This is a genomic window from Marinobacter sp., assembly GCF_041687235.1.
Taxonomy (GTDB): domain Bacteria; phylum Pseudomonadota; class Gammaproteobacteria; order Pseudomonadales; family Oleiphilaceae; genus Marinobacter.
Map to the genome: position 1 here is coordinate 22,613 of NZ_JAWLCH010000021.1, position 25,965 is coordinate 48,577.

Below are 25,965 nucleotides of genomic sequence, written 5' to 3' on the forward strand. Positions count from 1 at the left end.
CTATTGATTCACCAGGCAGAACCAATCATGACCAACCAGAATGTAGACCGGAACGAGATTGCCAAATTCGAGGCCCTGGCCAGCCGGTGGTGGGACCCCTCGAGCGAATTCAAGCCATTGCACGATATCAACCCCCTGCGCCTGAACTACATTGACGAGCGCGTCTCCCTGGCCGGCAAACGGACCCTGGACGTGGGCTGTGGTGGTGGCCTGCTTTCTGAAGGGATGGCACAGCGCGGTGCACATGTGACCGGTATCGATATGGGGGAGGCTCCCCTCGCCGTCGCGCGGCTTCACGGAATGGAGAGCGGCGTCCGTGTCGATTACCGCCAGATCACCGTTGAGGAACTGGCACAGGAAAGCGACCACGCCGGCCAATACGACGTGGTGACCTGCCTGGAAATGCTGGAGCACGTTCCGGACCCGGCTTCGGTCATCAGGGCCTGTGCCGCCATGCTGAAACCCGGTGGACACCTGTTTGTCTCAACCATCAACCGCAATCCGAAGTCGTTCCTGTTTGCGATCGTTGGTGCAGAGTATGTGCTCAGGCTATTACCAAAGGGCACCCATGAATGGAAGAAGTTTATCCGGCCTTCGGAGATGTCAGACCACCTGCGTCACGCAGGCCTGGATGTCCGGGAACTTACCGGTATGACCTACAACCCGGTTACCAAGGTCTACAAGCTGGGCCGGGATGTGGACGTAAACTACCTGATGCACGCCAGGGATATCCGTGAAGGCTGACACCACTCATCAAACTTCTGCGGTCCTCTTTGACCTGGATGGGACCCTGATCGACACGGCACCGGACTTTATCCGGTGCCTGAATCAGTTACGGGAACAGCATGGACTGCCTGCCCTGCCTCCCGAGCATATCCGACGCTCGGTTTCCAACGGCGCACGGGCCATGATCCGTGTAGGCTTTGGCCTAGAACCTGAACACCCGGACTACCTGGACAAGCACACCGCGTTTCTTGATCTCTACGAGGCCGGCGTGGCGGTGGAAACCAGTCTGTTTGACGGTATGGACGAGCTCCTCAAAGCCCTTGAAGCACAGGGCATCCCCTGGGGCATTGTCACCAATAAGCCTGCCCGTTTCGCGGTTCCGCTGATCGAGGCTCTGAATCTGGCAGACCGATGCGCGGCGTTGGTGTGCCCTGATCACGTCAGCCAGCGCAAACCTCATCCGGAGGCCCTGTTCCTGGCCTGCCGTCAGATGGGTACCGAGCCGGATTCCGGCATCTATGTGGGCGACCACGAGCGGGACATCGAAGCCGGGCGCAATGCCGGTATGAAGACCATTGCCGTGCGCTATGGTTACATCGAGCAGCCCGAAGCCATTGACCTGTGGCAAGCGGATCTCATTGCAGACACCGTCACGGACCTGGCAAAACTGTTACAATAGCCGGCCCAATTCAAGATCCGGTGTCCAACCGGTAACAGCCTGACACGGAGACAGGTTATGCATGATTACCAAGCACCCGCCGATCTTCTGAAAGACCGCATCGTTATGGTGACGGGTGCCGGCAGCGGCATCGGCCGGGCAGCGGCAAAGGCCTACGCTGCCCACGGCGCGACCGTGGTTCTGCTGGGCCGCACCGTCAGCAAGCTGGAAACGGTTTACGACGAAATCGAGGCCGCCGGCCACCCCAAACCCGCGATCGTGCCGATGAATTTTGAAGGGGCAGCGGTGAAGGATTACGAAGAACTGGCCATGACCCTGGAAGACAACTTTGGTCAACTGGACGGTTTGCTGCACAATGCCGCCATCCTGGGCGATCGCAGCCCGGTGGAACTGTATGACCCGGAAACCTGGAACAAGGTCATGCACGTGAACGCAACGGCTCCCTTTCTGCTCAGCCGGGCCATGATCCCCCTGCTGCGCAAATCCGACGATGCCTCGGTGATTTTCACCTCCTCCGGTGTCGGCCGAAAGGCCAAAGCCTATTGGGGCGCCTACGCAGTCTCCAAGTTTGCGATTGAGGGTCTCAGCCAGCTATTGTCTGAAGAACTGGACGACGAACGCCATAATATACGGGTGAACAGTCTGAACCCGGGCGCCACCCGTACCAATATGAGGGCGCATGCCTACCCGGCGGAGAATCCGCAACAGAATCCGGCACCGGAAGACCTGATGCCGATTTATTTGTACCTCATGGGCAAAGACAGCCAGGGCGTTAACGGCCAGAAACTGGACGCACAGCCGAAATAATGGAACTGCTTTTCTACACAACATCCCAGTGCCATTTGTGCGAACTGGCCGAAGCTCTGCTTGTAAATACGCCGATGCCGGAGCCCATACCGGTAGATGTGGTGGACATTGCCCAGTCCGAAGAGCTGGTGGAGCGCTACGGCACCCGGATACCGGTGCTACGACGCAACGATACCGGTGCGGAACTGGACTGGCCTTTTACCAGGGATGAATTACTCACATTCCTGCAATGAGGATTGCCTGACATGTTGATGGTTATTTCCCCTGCCAAGACAATGGACTATGAGAGCCCGCTGGCCACGAATACCTACACCCAGCCGGACTTTCTCGATGACGCCTGTGAGCTGGTGGACCAGCTCAAGGAACTGGAACCGCACCAGATCAGCAATCTGATGAGCATCAGCGACAAGCTGGGCCAGCTGAACGCCGAGCGCTTCCGGAACTGGCACACACCGTTTACCCCGGAGAATGCCCGCCCGGCTGTGCTGGCCTTCAAGGGCGATGTGTATACAGGGCTGGACGCCGAAAGCTTCAGCGAGGCCGATTTCGAGTTTGCCCAGCAACACCTGCGAATGCTGTCCGGGCTTTATGGCGTACTGAAGCCGTTGGACCTGATGCAGCCCTATCGCCTGGAGATGGGCACCCGGTTCGAGAACAACCGTGGCAAGGACCTTTATGCGTTCTGGGGCAACAAGATCACTGACGAGATCAACCGGCTGCTGGCAGACGACGACGGCGTACTGGTAAACCTCGCCTCCAATGAATATTTCAAAAGCGTAAAGAAGAAAGACCTTGAAGGCCGGCTGATCACCCCCCAATTCAAGGACTGGAAGAATGGTCAGTACAAGATGATCAGCTTCTACGCCAAGAAGGCCCGTGGTCTGATGTGCCGGTTTGCCATCCAGAACCGCATCACACAAGCCGACGACCTCAAGGGATTCAACCTCGAAGGCTACTACTTCAGCGAAGACCAATCCGATAACAACAACTGGGTTTTCCTGCGGGATGAACAGTAATCCACGTTGATATCGGAGTAAGCAATGAACGAAGCAGTTTTTTCCCAGATCGCCATGCTGGTGTTTCTGACCGGCCTGATTGTCTGGATGGGTATCATCGTCTGGGATCTGGCCAAGAAATCCCAGGCCGGAAGATTCGGCACCATTGCCCTGTTTACCGTGCTGGGCGCCGGCGTCGTTGGATTCATCGTTAAAACCGTACTCGTAGAGATCATGCAAATATGAAAGACAAGGACCAGCCCTGATGTGGTTTCGCAACGCCCGCGTATTCCGATTTACCAAACCGTTTGATATCTCCCCTGAAGATCTGGAGGAAAAGCTGCAGGCCGACGCCTTCAAGCCCTGTGGTCCTCAGGAAACCAGCCGCCAGGGCTGGGTACCGCCGCTGGGCAAGCATGGCGAACAGCTGGTTCACAGCGCCAACGGCTATCACCTGATTGCCTTGCGCAAGGAAGAAAAGATTCTCCCGGGCCCGGTGGTGAAGGAAGCGGTTGAAGAAAAGGCCGAAGCCATCGAATTCGAGCAAGGCCGCAAAGTGCGTCGCAAAGAGAAGGATGAAATCAAGGAACAGGTGATGCTGGAGATGCTGCCCCAGGCCTTCTCCAAAAACCGCCGTTCTTTTGCCTATCTCGCTCCCCACGACGGTGTTCTGGTGGTGGACGCCGGCTCCGCCAAACAGGCGGAAGATCTGGCCTCCACTCTGCGCAAGAGTCTTGGCTCGCTTCCGGTTCGTCCGCCCGCCGTGGAACAGGCCCCCGCCTTCACCTTTACCGGCTGGCTGAACGAATCCATCGATCTGCCTGGCAAGGTGGTTCTGGGCAGTGAATGCGAGCTGAAAGATCCGTCGGAAGATGGCGGCGTGGTGCGGTGCAAAGGCCTGGACCTGAAGGCTGATGAAATCCGCAATCATCTGGATGCGGGTATGCAGGTGACCAAGCTGTCCCTGACCTGGGACGACAACGTCTCTTTCGTGCTGGATGAAGAACTGGGCATTCGTCGCCTGAAATTCGGCGAAACACTTCAGGACCAGCTGGACGACGTTGATGTGGACGATGCAGTTGCCAAGTTCGACGCCGCATTCACCTTGATGACCCTCGAACTTTCCCGCCTGATTCCGGGCCTGCTCGAAGCACTCGGTGGTGAAGACCGCTCGGCCATCGTCGAAGAATAGAGTCGTGAACCCGGGGTCAGAAGAAAAGCTCTTCTGACCCCTACTTCAGTGGTGGCTCTTGCCCAACCGCTCTCGCTGCCAGTCCTTCTCCGGTTCATTCAGAACCAGCCGCAAATCCATCACTTCTTCCTCGGTGTTGAACTTGATCTCAAAGCCCAGGTGTTCGGCAAGTTGCAGCATGGGGCGGTTGTCTGGCAGCACATTGCCAACCATTTCCATGGTGCCCCGGGCCCGGCAGTAATCGATCATTTTCTGCATCAGGGCAACGCCGAGCCCCTCTCCCTTCATCTTGTCGTGCACCATGACCGCAAACTCGCATTGGAGGTTGTCCGCATCGGTCCAGGTGCGCACGGTGCCCAGGGTTTCCTCGCCTTCGCCATCTTCCCTCGGGGCGTTGGCAATAAACACCATTTCACGGTCGTAATCAATCTGCACCATCTGCGCCACGTCTTCCCGGGAAAAATGCTTACGGTACTGGAAGAACCGGTAGCGAATGGACTCCGGTGACTGCAGCTCATGGAAGGCCCTGTGCGCCGGCTCATCCTCGGCCAGCACCGGGCGGATAATCACACGCCGACCGGATTTCGGAAGCACAATCCACTCTTCCAACTCCCTCGGATAGGGCTGGATGATCGGCCGACCCGGCTTCTCTGCGAGATTGATGGCGATATTCACTGCCACCGCACCCTGCTCGTTGAACAGCAAAGGCGCGATCTCCAGGCCCTGGATTTCCGGAATGTCGATGACAATCTGGGACAGCGTTACGAGCGTTTCGGACACCGCCCGAATATCCTCTTCCGGCTTCAGGCTGTGTTCCTTCAGCAGCTTGTACATATACGTGCGGCGCAGAAGTTCACGGGCCAGCACCATGTTCAGGGGTGGCAATGCGATCTGACGATCAGTCATCACATTGATCTGCGCGCCTGCGGCACCACACACGACCAATGGTCCGAACAGTGAGTCCCGGGTGATGCCAACGCTGAACTCAATACCGCCGACATGCTGATACGAACGCTGAACTGCAAAGCCGAGAAAGCCACTGTTGGGGAAGTGATTCTGGTATTCCTCCATCAGATAGCGGCAGGAATCCAGGATCGCTGCTTCACTGTTGAGCTTCTGCACCGTGCCCTTGTAACGACGCTGGGTCGGGCTCAGGTCCAGGAAGGGATGGCAGGCCTGCTCGTGAATGATGGTGATATCAATTGGGCGGCGCTCAACCGCAAACACCTCCAGCACCTCCTCCATATCATCGCAGTACATGGTGTCGATGGTGCTGATGCCATAATCCCGAACCAGTTCCCGGGCTTCGCGGTTTGACAGGTGGAAGCGGCCCGAACGCATCGCGCCCATCACCACCTTGCGGGTGTGGGTCCGGTCGGCAAAATGATCGGTAAACGACTCCGGGGTTTCCGTCAGCAGGCGCTGTACCCGTTGGTGACGAACATGCTGCATGAACGCCATCACCGCCTTCTCCGGATTGAAGAAGGAAGGCAGCCCGGCCCTGTAGAACTCTTCCCGCGCGTCCATGACCGTACTCTGGCCCAGCCAGCAGGTGAACACGTTCAGACGGGTCCCCTTGGAGGCCTGCACCACGGCATCCGCAATCTGGAGGCTGTCCTCGGTCAAGCTGGGTGCGTACATCACCAGCACATTCGCCACTTCCGGGTCCTTGGCCAGGATTTTGATGGCCTTGCCGTACAGCTCCGGAGAAGCATCGTAATTGAGGTCGATCGGATTCTTGCGGGTCCAGTAAGGTGGCAGTAGCTCGGCCAGGGCTTCGATACTGGCATTTGACAACTCTGCCAATTCACCGCCCAGATCCGCCAACCGATCCACGGCCAACACGCCGGGCCCAACCCCATTAGCCATGATCGCCAGAGTTTCACGGCGCAAAGGGCGCATTCGGGTCAAGGTCTCGAGCGCATCGAACATCTGGCCAAGACCGTCAACCCGAAGCACACCAGCCCGCTGGAGCATGGCGTCGTAGATCGGATCACTGCGCTTCAGGCCATCCGGAAGCTGGTGGGGAAACCATTCGGATTCCGGCACTCGGCCAGACTTCACCGCAATCACCGGTTTGGTACGGGAAGCCACCCGAACCGCCGACATGAAACGCCGGGCGTTGGGAATGTTCTCGATATGCAGGAGTATTGCGCGGGTCTGGGTATCCTGCGCCAGATAATCGATCAGGTCGTCGTGATCGATATCCATGCCATCGCCAAGAGTCAGGAAATAGGAAAACCCGACACCCCGGGCGAACGCCCAGTCAATCACTGAACTGGCAATGGTACCGGACTGCCCGACGAACGCCACCCGGCCCGGGATTGCTCCCATATGGGCGTAGGTAGCGTTCAGGCTTCGGGCCGGAACCATCAGGCCGATGGTATTGGGACCAAGCACCCGGATACCGGTCTCCCGGGCGGCTTCCCGTACGGAATACATCAGCGGCTGGCCGGTTTTGCTGTGAGTACGGGACATGCCACCGGTCATCACGATGGCGGTACGCACCCCGGCCTCGCCGAGCCGCTTGATGGTCTTGGCAACCGTATCCGGCGGCGTACAGATGATCGCCAGATCCGGTGAAAACTCCATTTTCGAGACTTTCTTGACGCAAGGTATCCCGTGCACGTTGTCGTAATCATTCTGGTTAACAACGAGCAACCGGCCCGGGTAACCTCCGCCCATCAGATTCCGCAAAACCATGCCGCCAAGGTTATCCGCCCGCTCCGACGCACCGATCACCGCAATGGATGCGGGGTTGAACAGGCTCTCCAGATACCGGGTGCTCAAGCTGACTCTCCTTCGTGTCCGGCCGGCAGGCCGTCGGGGTAATAAATGTAATAAAACGGGTTACTTATAGGCGTAACCCTTATCTTAGGCGGTGATTCGCCGATGTGAAATGACTATCGCCCCTATAAGACCAAAGAAACACGGCATCCTGCGGTTTTCCCTGATAAGCTTGAAAAAAATATAAGCATATTGAAGGCAGCCCGAGACGTATGACCACGGCATTCTTTTCCCACGATGACTTCATGAAACACAACATGGGGCCAGAGCATCCGGAAAGCCCCGAACGGCTTGCAGCCATCATCAGCTATCTGGCAGATAGCGGCCTGGATCAGAAGCTCGACTGGGTCCGGCCGGAAGAGATCACGCGTGATCAGCTACTGACGGTGCATCCGGAAAAATACCTGCACCAGCTGGATCTGATGCAACCGACCCGGGGCCGTGTGTTTACCGATCCGGACACGGCCATGATGCCGGATACCCTCCGCGCTGCCCGACTGGCGGCCGGCGCCAACGTTCAGGCCGTTGATATGGTCATGAGCAGCCAGGTCACCAATGCGTTTGTCTGCGCCCGCCCGCCCGGCCATCACGCCGAGCGTGCCAAATCCATGGGCTTCTGCTTTTACAACAATGTCGCGCTTGCCGCCATGCGCGCCCTCACCTTTCACCATCTTGAGCGGGTGGCAATCATCGATTTCGATGTGCATCAGGGTAACGGAACCGTGGATATTGTTGGCGGTGATGAACGAATCCTGATGTGTTCCAGTTTCCAGCATCCGTTCTACCCGCACTCCCATGTGCACCGGCAGGCCGACAACATCGTGAATATTCCGATTGAAGCGAACTGCTCCTCTGAAGAATACCGGAAACAGGTCGAGGCGGGCTGGCTAAAACGGCTGAACGACTTCAAACCGCAATTGATACTGATTTCCGCAGGCTTCGATGCCCATAAAATGGACCCGATGGCGGAGCTGAACCTGGATACCGAAGACTATCGGTGGCTGACGGAGCTGATCGTAGGAGTCGCCCGCGAACACAGTAACGACCGGATCATTTCAACACTGGAAGGTGGCTACCATTTGCGGGCGCTGGCTGAAAGCGTGAACGCTCATCTGGAAGTGCTCGATTCTGTTTACTGAGGCTGATTAGCCCCTGGGCTCACCGCCATAACCGTTCGCCTGCTGCAGCTCCTGGCGGTCACCGGCCCGCTGCAGGCGAATATTGGTGCGGCGGTTATCCGCTGGCCGGTTCGAGACCGGATACTGGTCACCGTGGGCACGGACCGTAATCATATCTTCATCGATGCCCCGGGCCTTCAGATAGTCCGCTACCACATTGGCCCGATCTTCGGAAAGTGCCCGGTTATCGATCCGGCTTCCGATACTGTCGCTGTGACCGTCCACGAAAATCCGTTCGACAGTGGAGTCGGCGTTCACGTAGGTCACAATATTGTCCAGCAACTCCCTGTCCGCGCCTGACAGCTGGGTGCTGCCGCTGGCAAACGGAACCCTTGAACGCTGGATCTGATCAAAATTCACAGGTAACAGATTGGATGTGCAGCGTCGATAACGCTGGTATTCACCGGCAAAATTGATATTGGAAACATGCACCCGCACCGGGCGACCGTCAAACCAGGATTCTCTGGTTACCGTTGGGCGCATGCCATCCAGCAGGCCGTGGGCCACAACAAACGCCTGACGGGTGTCCAGAGAGACCTGGCGCAGACCGTCCGACACGTTTACCGAACCCAGGGACCTCGGAGCCACGCCCGGGCGCCAAGTCGGCGCTTCTACCACAAGGTTGCCCCGCCCGGGGCGCATCAGGGCAGAATCGGATTCCAGAAAGAAGCTGAGATCTTCGCCCGCCCGATGATGGAATACTGCCCGACCGTAGCCAGGCACTTCGTGTACCAGCCGACACTCGAATACCGACTCAGCCAGGTACCACTGGCTGTTTTCAATACCTGCACCATAGCTTGCGGCCAGCGTACCTGCGGGCAAGAGCATGGCAGGAAGGCAGGCAACCAGAGCAGTTTTCAGACTATAACCGGGGCGAAATCCCATAGTGCGTGCCATCAGTGTCCGGGAATTATCAGCTTCTGAAGGTTTAACGGCCCATAATCGTGTTTCTTTAGCCGCCGACCGGAAAACAATCACCGGCACCTTCTGGTATAATTCGCCAAATTTTTCCGGGTGCTTTCTCAGCCCCGGCCTCGCCACAAAGTATTGCGGACAACTACCATGACAGACCAGATGACTCTTACCCGCCCCGACGACTGGCACCTTCATGTTCGGGACGGCGATATCCTCTCGGACGTTGTACCTGCTACGGCCGCCTGTTTCGGCCGCGCCATCATCATGCCGAATCTGGTACCACCGGTCACAACCGCAGCTGACGCCATGGCCTACCGGGAGCGAATTCTTGCGGCTGCGGGCGGAAGGGCATTCGAGCCCCTGATGACCCTGTATCTGACCGAGAGCATGACACCGGACACCATCCTCGAAGCCAAGGCCGCCGGTGTTGTGGCCGCCAAGCTCTACCCGGCCGGCGCCACCACCAATTCCGACTCCGGGGTGAAAGATATTCGCAACATCTATCCGGTTCTTGAGGCCATGGCTGACTGCGGCATGCTGCTTCTGGTTCACGGTGAGGTTACCGATGCCGACATCGACATCTTTGACCGCGAAAAGGTCTTCCTCGAACGAGTGCTGGCACCTACGCTGGAGGCATTCCCGAATCTCAAAGTCGTGTTGGAGCATATCACCACGGCAGATTCTGCAGAGTTTGTCCGGCAGCACGGCGGAGACAATCTGGGCGCGACGCTGACGCCCCAGCACCTGATGTATAACCGTAACCACATGCTGGTCGGCGGTATTCGCCCGCACCTCTACTGCCTGCCAATCCTCAAGCGCAATCGGCACCAGCAAGCCCTGCGGGACGCTGTGGCCAGTGGCGACAAGCGCTTCTTCCTGGGCACCGATTCCGCGCCCCATGCCAAGGACCGCAAAGAAGCGGCCTGTGGGTGTGCCGGTTGCTACTCTGCCTATGGCGCCATCGGCCTATATGCCGACATTTTTGAAGAGCTTGGCATTCTGGACAAACTCGAAGCCTTCGCGAGTTTCAACGGTGCTGATTTCTACGGCCTGCCGCGAAATACCGATACAATCACTTTGGTCCGTGAGCCCTGGACCATGGCCGAGCAGCTACCTCTGTCTGACGGAACCATCGTGCCCCTCAAGGCCGGCGAAACCGTTAACTGGCGGCTGGCGTAAACCTGACTGAACCCTTCTCACACACGGCCAAGACCGGAGCTTGAGTGACTGACGAAAACAAACCACCGCATCCCATGTCCCGCCGCTTTCGCGGGTTTCTGCCTGTTGTAGTCGACGTGGAAACCGCTGGCTTCAATCCCGAGCGGGACGCCCTTCTGGAAGTGGCAGCCGTCATACTGACCATGGACGACGACGGCTGGGTGCGGCGCGCTGAGACCCACGTTCAGCAGATCGATCCTTTCGAAGGTGCAAATCTGGAGCAGTCCGCCCTTGATTTCACAGGTATTGATCCGTGGAATCCGGAGCGAGAAGCGGTACCCGAGCGGGAAGGACTCAGCGAGATCTTCAGCCCCATTCGCAAGGCGGTGAAGAACCACGATTGCAAGCGTGCCGTCCTGGTGGGCCACAATGCCACCTTTGACCATAACTTCATCTTTGCAGCCGCGTTGCGGGCCGACATACGTCGTAATCCGTTCCACCCTTTCTCAACCTTCGATACCGCCACGCTCGCCGGCCTGGCCTATGGCCACACGGTTCTGGCCCAGGCCTGCAAGCTCGCGGGCATTCCTTTCAGCAACAAGGAAGCCCACTCTGCAGCCTACGATGCCGAGAAAACGGCAGACCTGTTCTGCGGCATTGTGAATCGCTGGAAAGAACTGGGCGGCTTCCCGCCTCCGGTGATCCCCGAAGAGACCGAGTAACCGCCATGAAAAAACCCGCCGCAGCGGGTTTTTTTAACTGTGCGCCAGGCATAGGTGTGAAAGTCACGCCTCGTACTCAGCTGACTTTAAACCGGGACAGCGAATCTTTGAGCTGATGAGACAACTCCGCCAAGTCACCACTGGCTTCGGATATCTGGGCCATGGCCTGTTTGGTCTCAAAGGACTTTTCAGCAATTGTAGATACGTTGCGCGTTACTTCTTCGGCCGTGGCTGATTGCTCTTCGGATGCCGTGGCAATCTGCTCGGCCATACCGGACATCCGGGTGACCTCGTCCACTGCCTCGCGAAGCCGCAATACAACGGCTCCTGCCCGCTCGGAAATACCACTGGCCTGGGCGCTGCAGCGGGTAACCACCTTTGAAGCACGCTCCGACGAATTGACCAGAGTTTCGATGGAACTACTTATCTCCTCAGTCGCCTTCTGGCTATTCTGGGCCAGGCTGCGCACCTCATCCGCAACCACCGCGAAACCCCGGCCCTGTTCACCGGCCCGGGCCGCTTCAATGGCTGCATTCAGAGCCAGCAAGTTAGTCTGGTCGGCGATGGACTTTATCGAATCCAGAACCCTGGTGATGGATTCCATATTCTTTCGCAAATCCTCTATGCCGGCCTCTGCTTCCTCCAGTTCCCTGGCCATAGCACGGGTGTCAGCAGCGGAGGATTCCACCTCGGTGGCGCTGCGGCTCACCGCCTCATCAGTGCGCCGGGCACCGGCTGCCGATTCAGCGGTATTCTGGGACACCTCGCTGATGGCGGAGGACATTTCTTCAATGGCCGACGCCACCTGCTCAGTCTGCTCTGCTTGCTGATTCACATTGTCCAGAGTCTGCGAGATAGTGCCGGACAATTGTTCAGATGCACCAGCCTGGCGCTGGGACGCTTCTTCAACCTTGAAGATCACTTCTTTCAGGTCCGACACCATCTTGAGCATGGAGCCGTATACACCCGTGGCCCTGTCACTGTCGGACGAGTCAATGACCAAGTTACCCGCAGCCACCTGCTCCGCCAGTGCCTGCAATTCGGCCGGGTCTTTGCCAAGGGGTTTCATGATCCGCGCCGCGGTCCAGACTGCCACGGCCACCACGGCCAAGATCACAATAGCAATGGCTATCGCCGCCAGAGTCCACATTTCACGCACCGGCGCCAAGGCCTCGTCTTCGCTGATCTCCGCCACCAGCGCCCAGTTCAGCCCGCCTACGGTAACTGGCCTGTGGGCGGAAAACACTGGCTCGCCACGGTAGGACGTAACCACGCCTTCACCGGAATTCCCAGCCAGAGCTTCATCCACCGATGTCGAACTAATGCGTCCATTCTCCGGCTCGGCAAAGGAAGCGACAACACTGCGGTTTTCCGGATCCAGGTAGGAGTCTGACCGCATCAGGTTATCCGGCCCCACCAGATAGGCATCCCCGGTTTCGCCCATGCCATCTCGTTCCATCATGATGTTGTTCAGGCTGTCGATGGGGAACTGGAAGGCCAGCACGGCCAGCCGCTCATCTTTTTCGGAATATATGGGCGTTGCCACAAATCCCGCAGGAGCACCGTAGGACGGTACATACTTCGTAAAATCAACAAAAGTCGGTGCAGTATCCTGTCCGTCAGACAACGCCTGACGATAAGCCGCCGCCAGGCCAGAATCCGCGTAGGGACCGTCTTTCAGGGAGGTAGCAAAATCCACCTCTTTGGCTACGGAATAGATAACATGGCCTGTATCGGCATCAATGAGATAAATATCGTAGTAGCCGAAAGCCTCCTGAAACTCCTTGAACGAGGTGTGCCACTGTTTGTGAAGCGTGTTATAAAACTGCGCGATATGGACGTCAGCCGATACCAATTCGTCTTTCTGCCCCACAGGATTTGGGTTGTCCACGATGTAACCCATCTGCAGAGCCAGGCTGTTTTTGCTGAGGGATGCAACGAAGTCCGAGGCTGAACGTCCGTTAGCACCACCATTTTGCTGCAAGGGTGGCAAAAAATTCTGCTGATAATAAGCCTCGACGTTGTCTCGTAAGGTCGATTGCTCCGCTTTTACCAGTTTTTCATAATTTTGAAATGCCAAACCAAACCCCTGGGCCGCAGTTCGGGTCCCGCGATTATTGGCCATGGCTTTCAGCTGCCGGGTAATGGTGTTGAGATAATCTTCAACACTACGCTGCTTATTGGTCGCCGCAATAGAAAGTTGTTGCAACGCCTGTTCCTTCAGGCTTATTCGGACAATTTCGGCGTTAAAAAACGAGATGGCAATTACGGGAAGCAGGCCAACCAGCAGCAAAGTCAGCAAAAGACGTTTTTTCAGAGTCATCAATGGCCTCATTTAGTATTGTTCTTAGGCTAATCATCGGCTATCGGCAGGTTTTCTTTAGCCCAGAAAAACTCATAAAAGAGGCGAATCTCGTTCAATCAATTTATATGGGAGGGGGAGTAACTCCCCCTCCCGCTCGATTCAGGGGCTACCACGTTACCAGTAGATGCCCCGCATGATGGCGGCGAAAGCCACCTGCTCGCTGGACACCTTTGGCTTCTCCCCGGAACGGCTACCGGCGGCAGCCGGTGAATCCGGGAACATCCGGTAACCGGTATTCATGACAATTTCGGCCATCTTCGGTGCCAGAGCATGCAGGACCTGGGCAAAGATACCCAAACGGGTAGCGATTCGCTTCGGCCGATAGACAATGGCATCAGCAACCATGGTCGCAGCCTCGTCCGGCGTTAGCGTCGGAACAGAATCGTAGATCTTGGTTGGCGCAATCATCGGCGTTTTCACCAGCGGCATGTTAATGGTGGTGAAAGTGACATTGCGATCCGACCATTCCGAAGCGGCGCAGCGGCTGAAGGCATCCAGCGCAGACTTGGAGGCCACGTAAGCCGAGAACCTGGGAGCGTTGGTCAACACACCGATGGACGAGATGTTGACCACGTGACCGCGGCGATTCTCCAGCATCTTGGGCGCAAAGCCCATGATCAGACGAACGGAACCAAAGTAGTTCAGTTGCATGGTGCGCTCGAAATCGTGGAAGCGGTCGAACGACAGATCCAGTGAGCGGCGAATCGAGCGCCCGGCGTTGTTGACCAGCACGTCGACCTGGCCATGGTTATCCAACACGGTCTTCACAAACTCGTCGCAGGCATCCATATCTGAGAAATCGCAGGGATAGGCATGCACGCTTGCGCCCCGGGACTCCAGCTCCGCGGCCACTTCTTTCAGGCGCTCGAGTTTGCGGGCACCGATCACAAGGATCGCGCCGGCGTCTGCCAGTTTCTGGGCGGTTGCAAGACCAATACCGGACGTAGCACCGGTCACCACGCAGACGCGACCTTCAACCGTGCCCTTGAGCGTGCGGTCCTTGAACAGGTCCGGGTCCAGATTACGCTCCCAGTAGTCCCAGATCACCGGGGCGTAGTCCGGCAGGCGCGGCACTTCAATGCCGGTGCCTTTCAGAACGCGCTCGGTTTCGCGGGCGTCAAAACGGGTCGGGTAATTGATGAACGACATCACAGAGGGCGGAATGCCCATGTCATCAAGAATGGCCGATGTCAGACGCTTCACCGGTGGCAGATTCTTCAAGCTCTGGCGAATGAATGGCGGAATAAAGCCGAACATGCGGGAATCGATCCGCATCCCCATCCGGGGTGCGTGACCAGCCTCGCTGAAGATGTTGAGAATTTCGCCAACCTTGTACGGATCGGTATCCACAAGGTGGAAGCACTTGCCGTCTTCGCCCTCGAGGTGGGCAATGTGATCCATGGCGTTAACCACGAAATCCACCGGCACAATGTTCAGACGCCCACCCTCGACACCGATGGTCGGCACCCACTGGGGCAGCGCGTGGCGGATTTTCTGAATCATCTTGAAGAAATAGTAGGGGCCATCCACCTTGTCCATTTCACCGGTAGCGGTATGCCCAATCACCATACCCGGACGGTAGATTCGGAAGGGAACCTTGCATTCCTCACGAACGACCTTTTCAGATTCGTGTTTGGTCCGCAGGTACGGGTGGTCCAGCTTCTCGGCCTCCTCGAACATGTCCTCGCGGAAAATGCCCTTGAACAGACCGGCAGCCGCAATGGAAGAAACGTGATGGAAGTGCTTGGCGCCCATCGCCTCCGCAGCATTCACCGCAGCCCGGGTGCCCTCGATATTGGTCGCCTGCTGGGCTTCTTCATCTGCGCCCATATCGTATACAGCGGCCAGGTGAAAGAAGTGGTCGATTTTCCCCTTCAGGGCTTTCATCGTCTTGGCGTCGATGCCCAGATTCTTGCTGGTCAGGTCGCCTATCACGGCCTTCACCTGGGTTTCATCCGCGCCCCAGCGCTCTCGCAATTTGTCCAGCTTGTCCTGGGACTGTTCCCGCACCAGCACGTGGACAGTACCACCACGTGCCAGCAGCTTCTCCACGAGGAAACGGCCAATAAATCCGGTGCCACCCGTCAGGAAATAATTCATCGATCTTCCACCCTGCCTGTTGCTCAATTGTTGTCTATCCATGCCAGAACCCATACGACTAAAGTCTTATAGTTTTCCGGAAACGCCGGCATTGTACTTAATTGCAACCTTCATGTATCGAACTTTTTTAGAGCTTTTACTCTGTAAGCTTTTGTTTTATATAGAGCTATTACTCTAAATTTCCGTTCCCGCAGGCTGAACGTGCCTGTCCGGTTCGCCGACACAATGTTTTTGAGACTAGCACAGGAATTGCCCTGTGCATGCCCAATTTCCGGATTACCACAATGCAATGAAAGAGCCCGCCAGCAATGACATAATCGGGAACTTATCGCGCCTTTTGGCATCTCTTCTTTTCACAGGAAACCCGACCTTCGGAATCCCGACCATGCAGAAAGACAACCCCAACGCGGAACGCTACATTTCGATTGCCCGAGCCTGCCTGAAGGCCATCAACGACACCGCCGACAACGCCGGCTCCCGGGAGCAGAAGATCCAGGCGGTCTACGAGGCCATCGACCAGGCCTTCCAGGCCGAGTTCGCCGATTATCGCCAGTCCGTCGCCATCATGGCCACAGTTCTGGAGCGCATTGCCTCGGGCCAGCTGGACAGTGAGAAAGCGGCCGATCTGGCTCGTAAAACACTAGACCAGCAACCAGAAAGTACGCGCAACGCACTGATGCACTGATACGCAAACCTCTTCTCCGGATCACAGAGAGCCTATGAACACACGTACCGTCAGGAAGAACTCAATGCAGAAACCGATATCACGCCTGTTTTCCCTGCTTACACTTTTGCTGTTCAGCACCCTTGCTCTTACTGCCCAGATTCCGGAGAAGAGCCCCAATGACGACAACCAATACCGGTTCATCGCACTGGATAACGGCCTGAAGGTTATTCTGGTTTCTGACCAGGAGGCGGATAAGGCGGCTGCCTCGATGAACGTTGCCGTGGGTAGCGGAGATGACCCGGCGGATCGGGAGGGCCTCTCCCATTTCCTGGAGCACATGTTGTTCCTCGGGACCGAGAAATACCCCGATCCAGGCGAATATCAGCAGTTCATCAAGAGCCACGGCGGCCAACACAATGCATTCACCGCGTTCCAGGACACGAATTACTTCTTCGACGTTCAGCCCGAGTTTCTGGAACCGGCGCTGGATCGGTTTGCCCAGCAGTTCTCCGCGCCCCTGTTTACTGCCGAGCTGGTTGACCGTGAGCGCAATGCCGTGCATTCGGAATTCAGCGCCAAACAGAAAGAGGACGGGCGCCGATTCTATTCCGTTAAAAAGGCAGTCAGTAACCCGGACCACGCGTTCAGCCAGTTTGCCGTGGGCAACCTGAGCACCCTCGAAAATACCGAGGAAAATCCACTCAGGCCCGACCTGATCGAGTTCTGGAAGCAGCATTATTCTTCAAACATCATGAGCCTGGCGGTTTACGGGCCGCAACCCCTGGACGAACTGGAATCCATGGTCCGCGGCCGATTTGATGCCATTGAAAACCGCAATCTCGATACCAAACGCCATGAGGCGAGCCTGTACCGGGCGGAGGACCTACCGGCCAAGGTGACGGCAGAAGCGCTGAAAGATGTACGCAGCCTTTCGCTGACTTTTCCCATCCCCTCTCAGGAGGCCAATTACCGCACCAAGCCCGCCAGCTACGTGGCCAACCTTCTCGGCCATGAAGGCCCAGGCAGCCTGTTCGACGTGCTCAAGCGAGCCGGATTGGCAGAAAGCCTGTCAGCCGGACTGGGGATGGATACCGGCGAGAACGCCACACTGGAAATCAGCATTTCCCTCACACCGGAAGGTCTGAGCCGCCATGAAGACATCCTGCCCCTGGTGTTCAATTACATCGACAAAGTTCGGGAGAAAGGCATCAGTGAAGAGCGGTTCGTGGAAATGCAGAACCTGGCCCGTATCGATTTCCGGTTCCGGGAACAGGGCAACCCGCTGCATGAGGCCATGCGACTTTCCCGTTACCTCAAAGACTATCCGCCGGAAGATCTGCTTCGTGCACCCTGGCTCGTTGAGCGCTTCGCCCCGGAGCAGTATCGGGACATCCTCGACAGGCTGACGCCAGACAACCTGCTTGCATTCGTTCTGGCACCGGACCCCGGCCTTGAGAACCCGAACCGGACAGACTGGTATGAGGCCGCCTGGACCCGTGACGCCCTGGATCCGGAGGCACTGACAACCCAGCGCCTGCCGGAACTCGCCGGGCAACTGCGCTTGCCCTACGCCAACCCCTTCGTGCCGGAAAATCTGGACATGGTGTCAGGCTCAACCATGGAGCAACCCAACTTGCTGGGCGAACTCCAGGGCATGGATGTGTGGTATGCCCGGGATACCCGGTTTGAAACCCCCAGGGCCAACGTTTTCGTGAGCCTGAGAACGCCGGCGGCACGGGCCTCAGCGCGCAGCAGTGTGCTCACTCAGCTACTGGTGGACGCCATCAACACCAACCTGAATGCCTGGGCCTATTCCGCCAGCCTGGCGGGGCTGGACTACAGCGTTTACCCCCACCTGCGGGGTGTCACTGTCCGTGTGGGCGGCTACAACGACAAACTGCACACGTTGATGAACCGGATTCTGCTTCAGCTGGCGTCACCCGATTTGACCGAGCAACGCTTTGCTATTGCCCGGCAAAACCTGATCGACAGCCTGCAAAACAAGGCCAAGGATCGCCCGGTAGCCCAGACCTCTGAGTTCGTACAGACCTCCCTGATCGAAGGCTCCTGGCGCACAGAAGACAAGCTGAAGGCAGCCCGTGAGGTCACCTTCGAGGAACTCCAGTCGTTCTCGGAGGCCATCCTCGCCCAGGTTGATCCAGTCATGCTGGCTCACGGAAATCTCACCGAAGCTTCTGCCCTGAACCTGGCCCGCCAGATCGATGCCATTGTGCTCCGTGACAGCGAGCGGACCAACGTTGATCGCAGCCAGGTACGCCGGCTACCGGAGCAGGAAACCGAGGTCGCCCTCGACGTGGACCACCCGGACACCGGCTATACCCTTTACATGCAAGGAGATAACACCAGCTTCGAGGAAAGGGCCCGCTTCCGCCTGCTGGCGCAGATCATCAGCAGCCCCTTCTACGAGGACATCCGTACTAACCGGCAGTTGGGGTACATCGTTTACGCGACGCCTTTTGAAATGCTGGAAACGCCGGCCCTCGGCTTTGTTGTGCAGTCTCCCTCTGCATCACCCGCCGAAATTGACCAGGCGATCCTGGAATTCTCCAGCGGATTTGAAGAAACCCTGTCCGGGCTGACTGAAGAACGGCTGAACCGGGAGAAACAGGCTGTGATCAGCAAACTGCTGGAGAGGGATCGACAGCTTGGCGAGATTTCGAGCCGTTACTGGCGCGAGATTGATCGCAACGTAGACAGCTTTGACTCACGGGAACAATTGGCCGAGGCCGTGAAAGGTGTCAGCAGGCAAGAGCTTCTTGAGACGTTCCGGAAAGCGGTACTGGAACGGGAACAAACACTGCGGGTAGTCACCGGCGATAGGCCGGACGCCGTCCAGGCACTGGGCCGGCTAACGGATCTACCCCCGGTGCCCGCCAGCTAGGAAAGTCAGACGATGCGCAGGAAACGAGCCCAGTCTTCGGGCTCATCCACGTCCCAGCGGGGCTCCAGCAGGCAGTAACTGAGCCCCGCCTCGTCTAATCGTTCGCAGGTCTGGGTCAGAACGTCCGGCGTGCCCCAGGCGATGTTGTCCAGCATGCCTTCTACAACCCGAGAAACACCAATCAGGACATAGCCACCATCATCCGATGGTCCGAGCACGACATCGTAATCGGCCAGGCAGGCCACCGCTTTTCGCGCGTAATCCGGGTCGACGGAGGGGCAGTCACTGCCCACCACCAGAGCCCTGTCATAGTCCTGAAGAGACTGGCGCAGGGCCGAGTACATCCTCTCGCCAAGCGTACTGCCCTGCTGCACCCCCTGAATCAGCCCCGCACCCTTTACCTCTTCCAGGATCGAAGCCGCCTCACCGGGACGGTCGTCCACCGGGCGGTCCCACCAGAATTCCACCGGGTAACCCGTGGCGCAAAGGTTATCCAGCACGACCAGCGTGAGCCTGACGTGGGCATCGAGCGCGCCTATTGCGCCCAGTTCCGGAATCAGCCGGGTCTTGACCCGACCTGCTTCCGGCCACTTGGCAAACTGGAGAAATACCGCAGAGGGAGGATTACTTTGAGGCATTACGGACATCCGATCGGTAGATTTCGGCCAGAGACTCCGGCGATTCGCCACGCCAGTACCGCCAGCGCAGCCGCCACATCAGGAACATCGTTCGCCAGGCACCGTGTTTTTCCCACCGGCGGCTATCAGTCACGACAGGTTCTTTTATACAGAATGGACGGGACACCAGGCAAAGACGGCGTGAAAATTCCACGTCTTCCATCAGCGGCATTGGATGAAAACCAGCCAACGCCTCAAACACGCCCCGGCGCACAAAAATGGCCTGATCGCCGGTGCAGATTCCGGTCAGGCGGGAACGCTGGTTCATAAACCAGGCAATAACCCGGAACACCGGTCGCTGGCCACTCAGCCGGACATTGAACCGGCCCCAGGCATGGCGTGATCGGGCAAACTCCGCAAGGTGATCCAGGGCACTGCCCGGCAGGCGCGTATCCGCATGCAGAAAAAGCAACAGATCACCCTGCGCAACGGCGGCACCAGCGTTCATCTGAACTGCGCGCCCCTTCTCGGAAAACACCAACCGGTCACAAAGCGGCCTTGCCAGTTCAGCCGTGCGATCACGGCTGCCCGCATCCACCACAATCACTTCATGCCCCATGGTGCGAATCGGGTGCAGGGCCCGAAGCGTATCGGTAACACTCGCAGCCTCCATCCAGACCGGGACTATCACGCTTAACGAGAAAGGTTCGGGCAAAACGCACTCCCTGAAATTCACCGAAACAGGGCTGCACCTTGAGCCCCGGGCCTCAGCCCGCTATCATACCGCCCTTCTCGCGATAATGCCCCCGTAGCTCATCTGGATAGAGCGTCCCCCTCCTAAGGGGAAGGTAGCAGGTTCGAGTCCTGCCGGGGGTACCATCCCGACATATCCCAAGCTCGAAAAAGCACAGCAACCTCCTGTTGCAACCAATCTTTAGCCAACCCTCTCCCTCGATCAGCACCCGCCTGAACCTCCGGCAGGCAAATCGGTTTTCAAGGCCATCGCCTGCCCCTCACTCGCCACAATGCTTTTTTAGCCCGTTAAAATTCTGCAGTGCTAGTATGAATACTGGACCGAAAAGGATCGGGGTCACCAACGAAGGCAAGGAGTGCGACGTCATGAACCTTTGCAGACTGCTCTCCCAATGCTGGTTTCGGTCAATATGCCTGGCATGGACAGTGATAGTTTGTGGTGCCGCCCTGCCCGCCTACGCGCAACAAAATGATGAAGACAGTGTTGCAGAGACGGCTGAAGAAGACGCCGGGGAGCCTGTCGAAGAAAAAGAGGAGGAGCCCGAAGAGGCAAGGCCTGCCGTCCAGCCTGAACTGGAGGCTGAGGCCGAAAGCCTTCCGAAAATCGAGCTCCCAGACACCGAGACGGCGGATATTCGCCAACAAATCCAGACTCTGAGAGCCTCTCTCGACCAACGCCTGGTCGCGGTTGCGTCCACACGCGACAGGCTCGCCTATGCGGAGTCGCTCCTCAATCGACTTCAAGACGAATACAACAGCTTCGAGCTTCGCCTTGAAAAAGCCGGCCTAAACCTGACGGGCGATTACGCCAATCTGCTCAAGCAACGGCTGGCCCGGCTTCAGCGGCAAGGCATTGCAAAGAACCTGATAGGCGACATCGAAAACCAGTTATCGACAGCGCGTGAGGAGCAGCTTCGACTGGAGGAGTTTGAGGCGGTTATCGATCCCGGCGACGATGCCCGCGACCAGTTAAGAAGTCAGAGAGCGAGCCTGATCCGTCAGCTACATAAAGCGGTAACGGAACATATCCAGGCTTTGAACGACTATTTCAGTGCGGTATCGACGCTACAGGAACGCGTAGAGGCGTACCAGGTACTATTACAACAGCGCCTGTTCTGGCTGCCCAGTGCACCGGTTGTCGGTACAGACACTCTCAAAGATCTTTTCAACGCTGTGGCCTGGTTTGCCCAGCAGTTTCGTCTTGCTCCGCTCAAAGAGACTTTAGGCACGTCGGCCAGGGAGCACGGCGGGAGCATCGCGTTTCTCGCTATCCTTTTGGCGCTTCTGCTCATCAAGCGACCTACGTTCAAACGTAACCTCCGGGCCAACAGCCGATACGTTGGGAATGTTGGCCGTGATCGCATTGAACATACTCTGTATGCAGTCGCCAACAGCGTCTTGCTGGCGTTCCCCGGTGTACTTGTGTTTGCTGTCGCAGCCCTTTTGCTGGAAGAGGGCAACGACTTTTTTTCTGCGCTGTCCAACGGTCTGGCGGCTGCAGCACTGGTCACGCTTCTACTGACGATGATTCACAACGTCGCTCGCGAGGGTGGATTGGGGGATGCGCATTTCAACTGGCATGCCAACTCCCTGCGCGCGCTTCGCCGGGAACTGCCATTTCTTCTGGCCGTCATTATTCCGATCACGGTTATCATGCCAACCACCGCAACACCCGGAGGGGCCGAATTCGAGCACAGTCTGGGGCGCTTGCTCTTCACCACTGCATCCATCGCACTATCGATCTTCGCGCATCGCATCATGAGTGCTGTCCGTGCCGACCGGCTGCAGCGCAAGCGCCTGTTAGCCCTGCATGTTCTTGCTGTTGCCACTCCCCTGCTACTGTTGGTGGCATCGCTGCTCGGATACCACTACACCGCACTGGAACTGGAGCGAAACCTGTTTATCAGTATCTGCTGGATAGCCTTCAACGCCATGCTGTTCTACATCGGGCTCCGGGCGCTTTCAGTCAGGGAGCGCCGGCTGACACTGGTGCGACTGCGTGAACACCGCGAGGCGGAACGCAAGCTGGCCGAAACCAGGGAAGCTGCAGAATCCTCGGGCGAAGGCGTTCCACAGACGCTGGATATGCCGAAAATGGATCTCAAGGATATCAATCAGCAGAGCACCTCGCTCTTGCGTATCCTGGTTTCCGTCATTGTCATTACCGGGCTTTGGCTGCTCTGGGCGAGCCTTATTCCGGCCCTGCAGCTGTTCGACAACATTACGCTGTGGACTATCGCTACAGACCTCGACGGCGGCGACCCGCTGCCCATAACACTTGGTGACCTGCTGCTTGCGCTGTTCGTCGGCATTGGTACGGTGCTTGCCGTCAGAAATCTGCCGGGCACACTGGAAGTAATGGCGCTTAGCCGGATGAACCTGGAGCCGGGTACCGGCTACGCCATAACGACGCTCACCACCTATACCCTGGTGTTAGTCGGTGTGGTGGTTTTCCTGGGGGTGATCGGCGTGCAATGGTCCAAACTGCAATGGCTGGTGGCAGCGCTCGGGGTCGGTCTGGGCTTTGGCCTTCAGGAAATCGTTGCCAACTTTGTGTCCGGTATCATCCTGCTGTTCGAGCGCCCCATACGCGTGGGAGATACAGTTACCATCGGGGGGATTACCGGGACTGTCTCGCGCATCCGCATTCGTGCAACTACCCTCGTTGACTGGGACCGCAAGGAGCAGATTATTCCCAACAAGACCTTCGTGACCGAAGATCTGACCAACTGGACGCTGTCTGACTCGATTACACGGGTGATACTGCCGGTGGGTGTTGCCTACGGTTCGGATCTGGACCGGGTGCAGGAACTACTTACCGAGATAGCTCTGAACAACGAGCGGGTTGTCGATGATCCTGCACCGGCGGTGTTCTGCGTCGGCCTGGGAGATAGCCGTATTGATTTCGAATTGCGGGTCTTTGTGAAAGATCCCCTGGACATTATGCCTCTTTCCCACGAAATCAACGCGGCCGTTACTCGCACCCTTCATGAAGCGGGCATCCAGATTCCTTTCCCTCAGCGGGATATTCACGTTCGGACCATTGCGGATGAGTGAACCGCAAGTCAACGCATCAAGTTTGAATTATCCGTTTTGCTGTTTCTTTGAGTCGTCGTTGATCTCGCCCAACACGGTTTGATCCTTGTTGCCATGCTTCCCGGCCTTACTCTTGCCAGGACGGCTTTCATCCCTGGCGGCTTTTTCCTCGCCCTCGCTTGCCTTTGCTCTTTCACCGCTTGCACTTACGTTGACCTTATTCGTATTCATGAACTTATCTCCAGATGAGTGTTACGTTTGATCAGTGCTTGCTGGAAGCTTCAAAATCCTTGAGCTGTCTTTCGGCTTCTTCTCTCGTAACGCCGTAGGCCTGTTGGATTTCTCCCGCCAACTGCTCGCGTTTGCCGGCAATCTCATCAAGTCGATCATCGGTCAGCTTGCCCCACTGTTCTTTCACTCTGCCCTTGAGTTCTTTCCAGTTACCTTCAATGGTGTCCTTGTTCATCTCGTTCTCCTTTGGCCTTGTGGCTCTGACATGAAATCGTTCGGTAAACAGAGCGCATAACGGCACGCCCTGACCAATCCATCATCGGCTCGATACACACAGGAGTCTGTGCGTTATCAGACACTGGATGATTGGCCTCGCCCATGAGTTTGCCGAATCACTCCTGGCCCTCAGCGAGCTAACCTTGAAAATCCGCTCCCGCCTCCATTCGACAACCTGTGTGCGCTTACGCACAGACGCTGGGGCAGCCGGCACCGATGCTGAGGGCATGCTTTCGCGTCGATCGACTACTGCAGTATCCGACGCATCGCGTTCCGCGCCAGGTATGCAAGGGCGCATCAAGGAAATGCAACCTGAACAGCAAATGCAAGGAGCCTTTTATGATCGGATTCAAGACTGCGGCCATCACGTTCTGCCTTTTCGGTGCACTACCCATGGCAGTATCCGCACAGTCCTCGGAGTTCGGCCCGAATGAGGGCGACCGGGAATTCTCGCTTTCCGGGACTGGCAGTAACGATCGGGATTTCAACAGCGGTAGCTTTGGCGTAACTGGTGATCTGGGCTGGTACCTCAGACCTGATGTGGTGGCCGGTGTGCGGCAAAGCATCAATTACGCCGATATTGAGGGCGAAGGCGTCACGGATGATTTCTGGAACGGTTCAACCCGAGGCTACCTCGATTACCAGTTTCTCAATGATCGTGCGCGCCCCTTTGTCGGCGGTAGTCTCGGCGGCATTTACGGTGACGGAGTCAAAGACAGCGCCTTTGCAGGGCTGGAAGCAGGCATAAAGTATTACGTGCAGACCAAGACCTATTTCCTGGCCCGCGCTGAGTATCAGTTCCTGTTCAGCGACACCGATGATGCCACCGATGCGTTCCAGGACGACGGGATATGGGCCTATACGGTGGGTCTGGGTTATAACTTCTGAGCCACGTCAAGGCGCCGGCTTGAAGTCATGGGCGTCGGGGGCATTGGCGATTCGGCTACCTCCGGCGCTGCGCCCGTAAAGCCGCTGGACACCGCGGAGATCGCCGGGCTGTAGCTCGGGGAAGTCCTCGGTGTAGCGAAACCCCATCACCTGCCCGGAAGGGCCCGGGTGGTCCAGGCCGATGGCGTGCCCGATCTCGTGTATCAGGGTGTAGCGGATGTCGTAGATGTCCTTGTCACCGCCGAATCCGACCTTCCAACTCTGGTCGGGATTCAGGCACACAAGTGACTGTTCAATGGCGCGCACGCCCCCGCTTTCTTCGGGCCCATAGGAGACATTGGCGAATGCCCGCATGCGGGGCTTGCCCTGTGCGCCGAGAACAATGTCTGCATCCCGTGCATCGGCAACCCGATGGAATGAAAGATCAGCCGCGCGCTCCCATACCTTAAACGCCGCTTCGGTCTCACGTACCAGCGTCTCGAAGGGGAGATCCTGCCCGGAAAGCATCTTCATCGGCGCCAGTTCACGACAATTGCGGGCATTTTCGAACCGAAGCGGCTCATCCGCGAAGGCGTAGCTGATGCTCGCCCCCACCCCTAACCTCTGTTCGCCCCACTTGACTATGTAGCCATCCAGCTCAAGCAACCGGTATCCGCCATCCCTATCTTCGGCAAGCAACGGAACCGACAGCAGCAAGAGGGTTGCCACTGTCAGCGCTCTTATCATTTGCCCGGACTGAAAGGGGCGTTCCTGCAGCATGAAGACTGGAATCATGCCAAAAGAATACTGACTGCCTCGAGAGATGTCGGTTGTAGTTTGGTAAGGGAATGTTTACGGAAAAACGGTTAGCCCAGGTGGGCAAAGGCAAACAATTTGGTTAATGGATGCGGGCGACGTTCGATCTGGGCACAAAGCAAATCGGCCCCGAGCATGCTTTGGGTAATGCCGTTAACACCACAGGCCAACGCGAA

The 25,965-nt window shown here is 57.4% G+C and carries 23 protein-coding genes and 1 tRNA gene; 15 read left to right on the top strand and 9 right to left on the bottom strand.

The window, feature by feature from the left end; all coding sequences use genetic code 11:
• The first annotated feature begins 27 nt into the window (after window positions 1-27).
• The 7 genes from ubiG to rdgC are packed head-to-tail and all read left to right on the top strand — an operon-like array spanning window position 28 to window position 4,399.
• Window positions 28-744 carry a bifunctional 2-polyprenyl-6-hydroxyphenol methylase/3-demethylubiquinol 3-O-methyltransferase UbiG gene (gene ubiG, locus ACESMK_RS18475; protein WP_373001812.1) on the top strand — a complete coding sequence of 239 codons (717 nt, stop codon included), beginning with the start codon at window positions 28-30 and terminating at the stop codon, window positions 742-744.
• Window positions 734-1,405, top strand: coding sequence for a phosphoglycolate phosphatase (gene gph / locus ACESMK_RS18480; RefSeq protein WP_373001814.1), 672 nt, complete (start codon window positions 734-736; stop codon window positions 1,403-1,405). The genes ubiG and gph overlap by 11 nt, the downstream gene beginning before the upstream one ends.
• Before the next feature lie 57 nt (window positions 1,406-1,462).
• Window positions 1,463-2,212: a YciK family oxidoreductase gene (locus tag ACESMK_RS18485; RefSeq protein WP_373001816.1), complete on the top strand. Its 750-nt coding sequence runs from the start codon at window positions 1,463-1,465 to the stop codon at window positions 2,210-2,212.
• Window positions 2,212-2,445 (top strand): glutaredoxin family protein, encoded by a 234-nt coding sequence (locus ACESMK_RS18490; RefSeq protein ID WP_064227467.1) that lies wholly within the window; start codon window positions 2,212-2,214, stop codon window positions 2,443-2,445. The genes ACESMK_RS18485 and ACESMK_RS18490 overlap by 1 nt, the downstream gene beginning before the upstream one ends.
• A 12-nt stretch (window positions 2,446-2,457) precedes the next feature.
• Window positions 2,458-3,228 (top strand): peroxide stress protein YaaA, encoded by a 771-nt coding sequence (gene yaaA / locus ACESMK_RS18495; RefSeq protein WP_373001818.1) that lies wholly within the window; start codon window positions 2,458-2,460, stop codon window positions 3,226-3,228.
• A gap of 24 nt (window positions 3,229-3,252) precedes the next feature.
• Window positions 3,253-3,453 (top strand): DUF2788 domain-containing protein, encoded by a 201-nt coding sequence (locus tag ACESMK_RS18500; RefSeq protein WP_373001820.1) that lies wholly within the window; start codon window positions 3,253-3,255, stop codon window positions 3,451-3,453.
• A gap of 19 nt (window positions 3,454-3,472) precedes the next feature.
• The gene (rdgC, locus tag ACESMK_RS18505; RefSeq protein ID WP_373001822.1) at window positions 3,473-4,399 is read left to right on the top strand and encodes a recombination-associated protein RdgC; all 927 of its coding nucleotides are present in this window, start codon (window positions 3,473-3,475) and stop codon (window positions 4,397-4,399) included.
• Window positions 4,400-4,444: 45 nt separating this feature from the next.
• On the opposite strand, the gene ACESMK_RS18510 is transcribed toward rdgC, so the two are convergent.
• Entirely contained in the window at window positions 4,445-7,189 is a 2,745-nt protein-coding gene (locus ACESMK_RS18510) for a GNAT family N-acetyltransferase (RefSeq protein WP_373001824.1), read from the bottom strand.
• A gap of 209 nt (window positions 7,190-7,398) precedes the next feature.
• Here ACESMK_RS18510 and ACESMK_RS18515 point away from each other — a divergent pair, with 209 nt between their 5' ends.
• Window positions 7,399-8,325 carry a histone deacetylase family protein gene (locus ACESMK_RS18515; RefSeq protein ID WP_373001826.1) on the top strand — a complete coding sequence of 309 codons (927 nt, stop codon included), beginning with the start codon at window positions 7,399-7,401 and terminating at the stop codon, window positions 8,323-8,325.
• A gap of 6 nt (window positions 8,326-8,331) precedes the next feature.
• Here the strand turns inward: ACESMK_RS18515 and ACESMK_RS18520 are convergent, their stop codons facing one another.
• The gene (locus ACESMK_RS18520) at window positions 8,332-9,249 is read right to left on the bottom strand and encodes a flagellar protein MotY (protein ID WP_373001849.1); all 918 of its coding nucleotides are present in this window, start codon (window positions 9,247-9,249) and stop codon (window positions 8,332-8,334) included.
• A 177-nt stretch (window positions 9,250-9,426) separates the two neighbouring features.
• Between ACESMK_RS18520 and pyrC the strand changes: the two genes are divergently transcribed.
• Both pyrC and rnt read left to right on the top strand, forming a co-directional pair.
• The gene (gene pyrC / locus ACESMK_RS18525; RefSeq protein ID WP_373001828.1) at window positions 9,427-10,458 is read left to right on the top strand and encodes a dihydroorotase; all 1,032 of its coding nucleotides are present in this window, start codon (window positions 9,427-9,429) and stop codon (window positions 10,456-10,458) included.
• Between the two features lie 44 nt (window positions 10,459-10,502).
• Window positions 10,503-11,159, top strand: a complete 657-nt coding sequence (gene rnt, locus ACESMK_RS18530) for a ribonuclease T (RefSeq protein WP_075267700.1) — start codon at window positions 10,503-10,505, stop codon at window positions 11,157-11,159.
• Window positions 11,160-11,235: 76 nt separating this feature from the next.
• On the opposite strand, the gene ACESMK_RS18535 is transcribed toward rnt, so the two are convergent.
• Both ACESMK_RS18535 and ACESMK_RS18540 read right to left on the bottom strand, forming a co-directional pair.
• Window positions 11,236-13,482, bottom strand: coding sequence for a methyl-accepting chemotaxis protein (locus ACESMK_RS18535; RefSeq protein WP_372988442.1), 2,247 nt, complete (start codon window positions 13,480-13,482; stop codon window positions 11,236-11,238).
• Between the two features lie 156 nt (window positions 13,483-13,638).
• Window positions 13,639-15,624, bottom strand: a complete 1,986-nt coding sequence (locus tag ACESMK_RS18540) for an SDR family oxidoreductase (RefSeq protein WP_008171430.1) — start codon at window positions 15,622-15,624, stop codon at window positions 13,639-13,641.
• A gap of 385 nt (window positions 15,625-16,009) precedes the next feature.
• On the opposite strand from ACESMK_RS18540, the gene ACESMK_RS18545 reads away from it, so the two are divergent.
• Both ACESMK_RS18545 and ACESMK_RS18550 read left to right on the top strand, forming a co-directional pair.
• On the top strand, window positions 16,010-16,309 hold the full coding sequence (locus ACESMK_RS18545; RefSeq protein WP_148607716.1) for a hypothetical protein: 300 nt from the start codon (window positions 16,010-16,012) through the stop codon (window positions 16,307-16,309).
• Window positions 16,310-16,373: 64 nt separating this feature from the next.
• Window positions 16,374-19,193, top strand: a complete 2,820-nt coding sequence (locus tag ACESMK_RS18550; protein ID WP_373001831.1) for an insulinase family protein — start codon at window positions 16,374-16,376, stop codon at window positions 19,191-19,193.
• Window positions 19,194-19,198: 5 nt separating this feature from the next.
• Here ACESMK_RS18550 and ACESMK_RS18555 read toward each other — a convergent pair whose 3' ends face one another.
• Both ACESMK_RS18555 and ACESMK_RS18560 read right to left on the bottom strand, forming a co-directional pair.
• Window positions 19,199-19,831, bottom strand: coding sequence for a TIGR04282 family arsenosugar biosynthesis glycosyltransferase (locus ACESMK_RS18555; RefSeq protein ID WP_373001833.1), 633 nt, complete (start codon window positions 19,829-19,831; stop codon window positions 19,199-19,201).
• Window positions 19,818-20,525 carry a TIGR04283 family arsenosugar biosynthesis glycosyltransferase gene (locus ACESMK_RS18560; protein WP_373001835.1) on the bottom strand — a complete coding sequence of 236 codons (708 nt, stop codon included), beginning with the start codon at window positions 20,523-20,525 and terminating at the stop codon, window positions 19,818-19,820. Before ACESMK_RS18560 ends, ACESMK_RS18555 begins: the two co-directional genes overlap by 14 nt.
• Window positions 20,526-20,612: 87 nt before the next feature.
• Between ACESMK_RS18560 and ACESMK_RS18565 the strand changes: the two genes are divergently transcribed.
• Window positions 20,613-20,689, top strand: a tRNA-Arg gene (locus ACESMK_RS18565).
• Window positions 20,690-20,929: 240 nt separating this feature from the next.
• Window positions 20,930-23,620, top strand: a complete 2,691-nt coding sequence (locus ACESMK_RS18570; protein WP_373001837.1) for a mechanosensitive ion channel domain-containing protein — start codon at window positions 20,930-20,932, stop codon at window positions 23,618-23,620.
• Window positions 23,621-23,647: 27 nt separating this feature from the next.
• Here ACESMK_RS18570 and ACESMK_RS18575 read toward each other — a convergent pair whose 3' ends face one another.
• Window positions 23,648-23,830: a hypothetical protein gene (locus ACESMK_RS18575; protein WP_373001839.1), complete on the bottom strand. Its 183-nt coding sequence runs from the start codon at window positions 23,828-23,830 to the stop codon at window positions 23,648-23,650.
• Between the two features lie 31 nt (window positions 23,831-23,861).
• Window positions 23,862-24,065, bottom strand: a complete 204-nt coding sequence (locus ACESMK_RS18580; RefSeq protein ID WP_373001841.1) for a CsbD family protein — start codon at window positions 24,063-24,065, stop codon at window positions 23,862-23,864.
• Window positions 24,066-24,445: 380 nt separating this feature from the next.
• On the opposite strand from ACESMK_RS18580, the gene ACESMK_RS18585 reads away from it, so the two are divergent.
• Window positions 24,446-24,994, top strand: coding sequence for a hypothetical protein (locus tag ACESMK_RS18585; RefSeq protein WP_373001843.1), 549 nt, complete (start codon window positions 24,446-24,448; stop codon window positions 24,992-24,994).
• A gap of 6 nt (window positions 24,995-25,000) precedes the next feature.
• Here the strand turns inward: ACESMK_RS18585 and ACESMK_RS18590 are convergent, their stop codons facing one another.
• Window positions 25,001-25,702 carry a matrixin family metalloprotease gene (locus tag ACESMK_RS18590; RefSeq protein ID WP_373001845.1) on the bottom strand — a complete coding sequence of 234 codons (702 nt, stop codon included), beginning with the start codon at window positions 25,700-25,702 and terminating at the stop codon, window positions 25,001-25,003.
• Window positions 25,703-25,965: the final 263 nt, after the last annotated feature.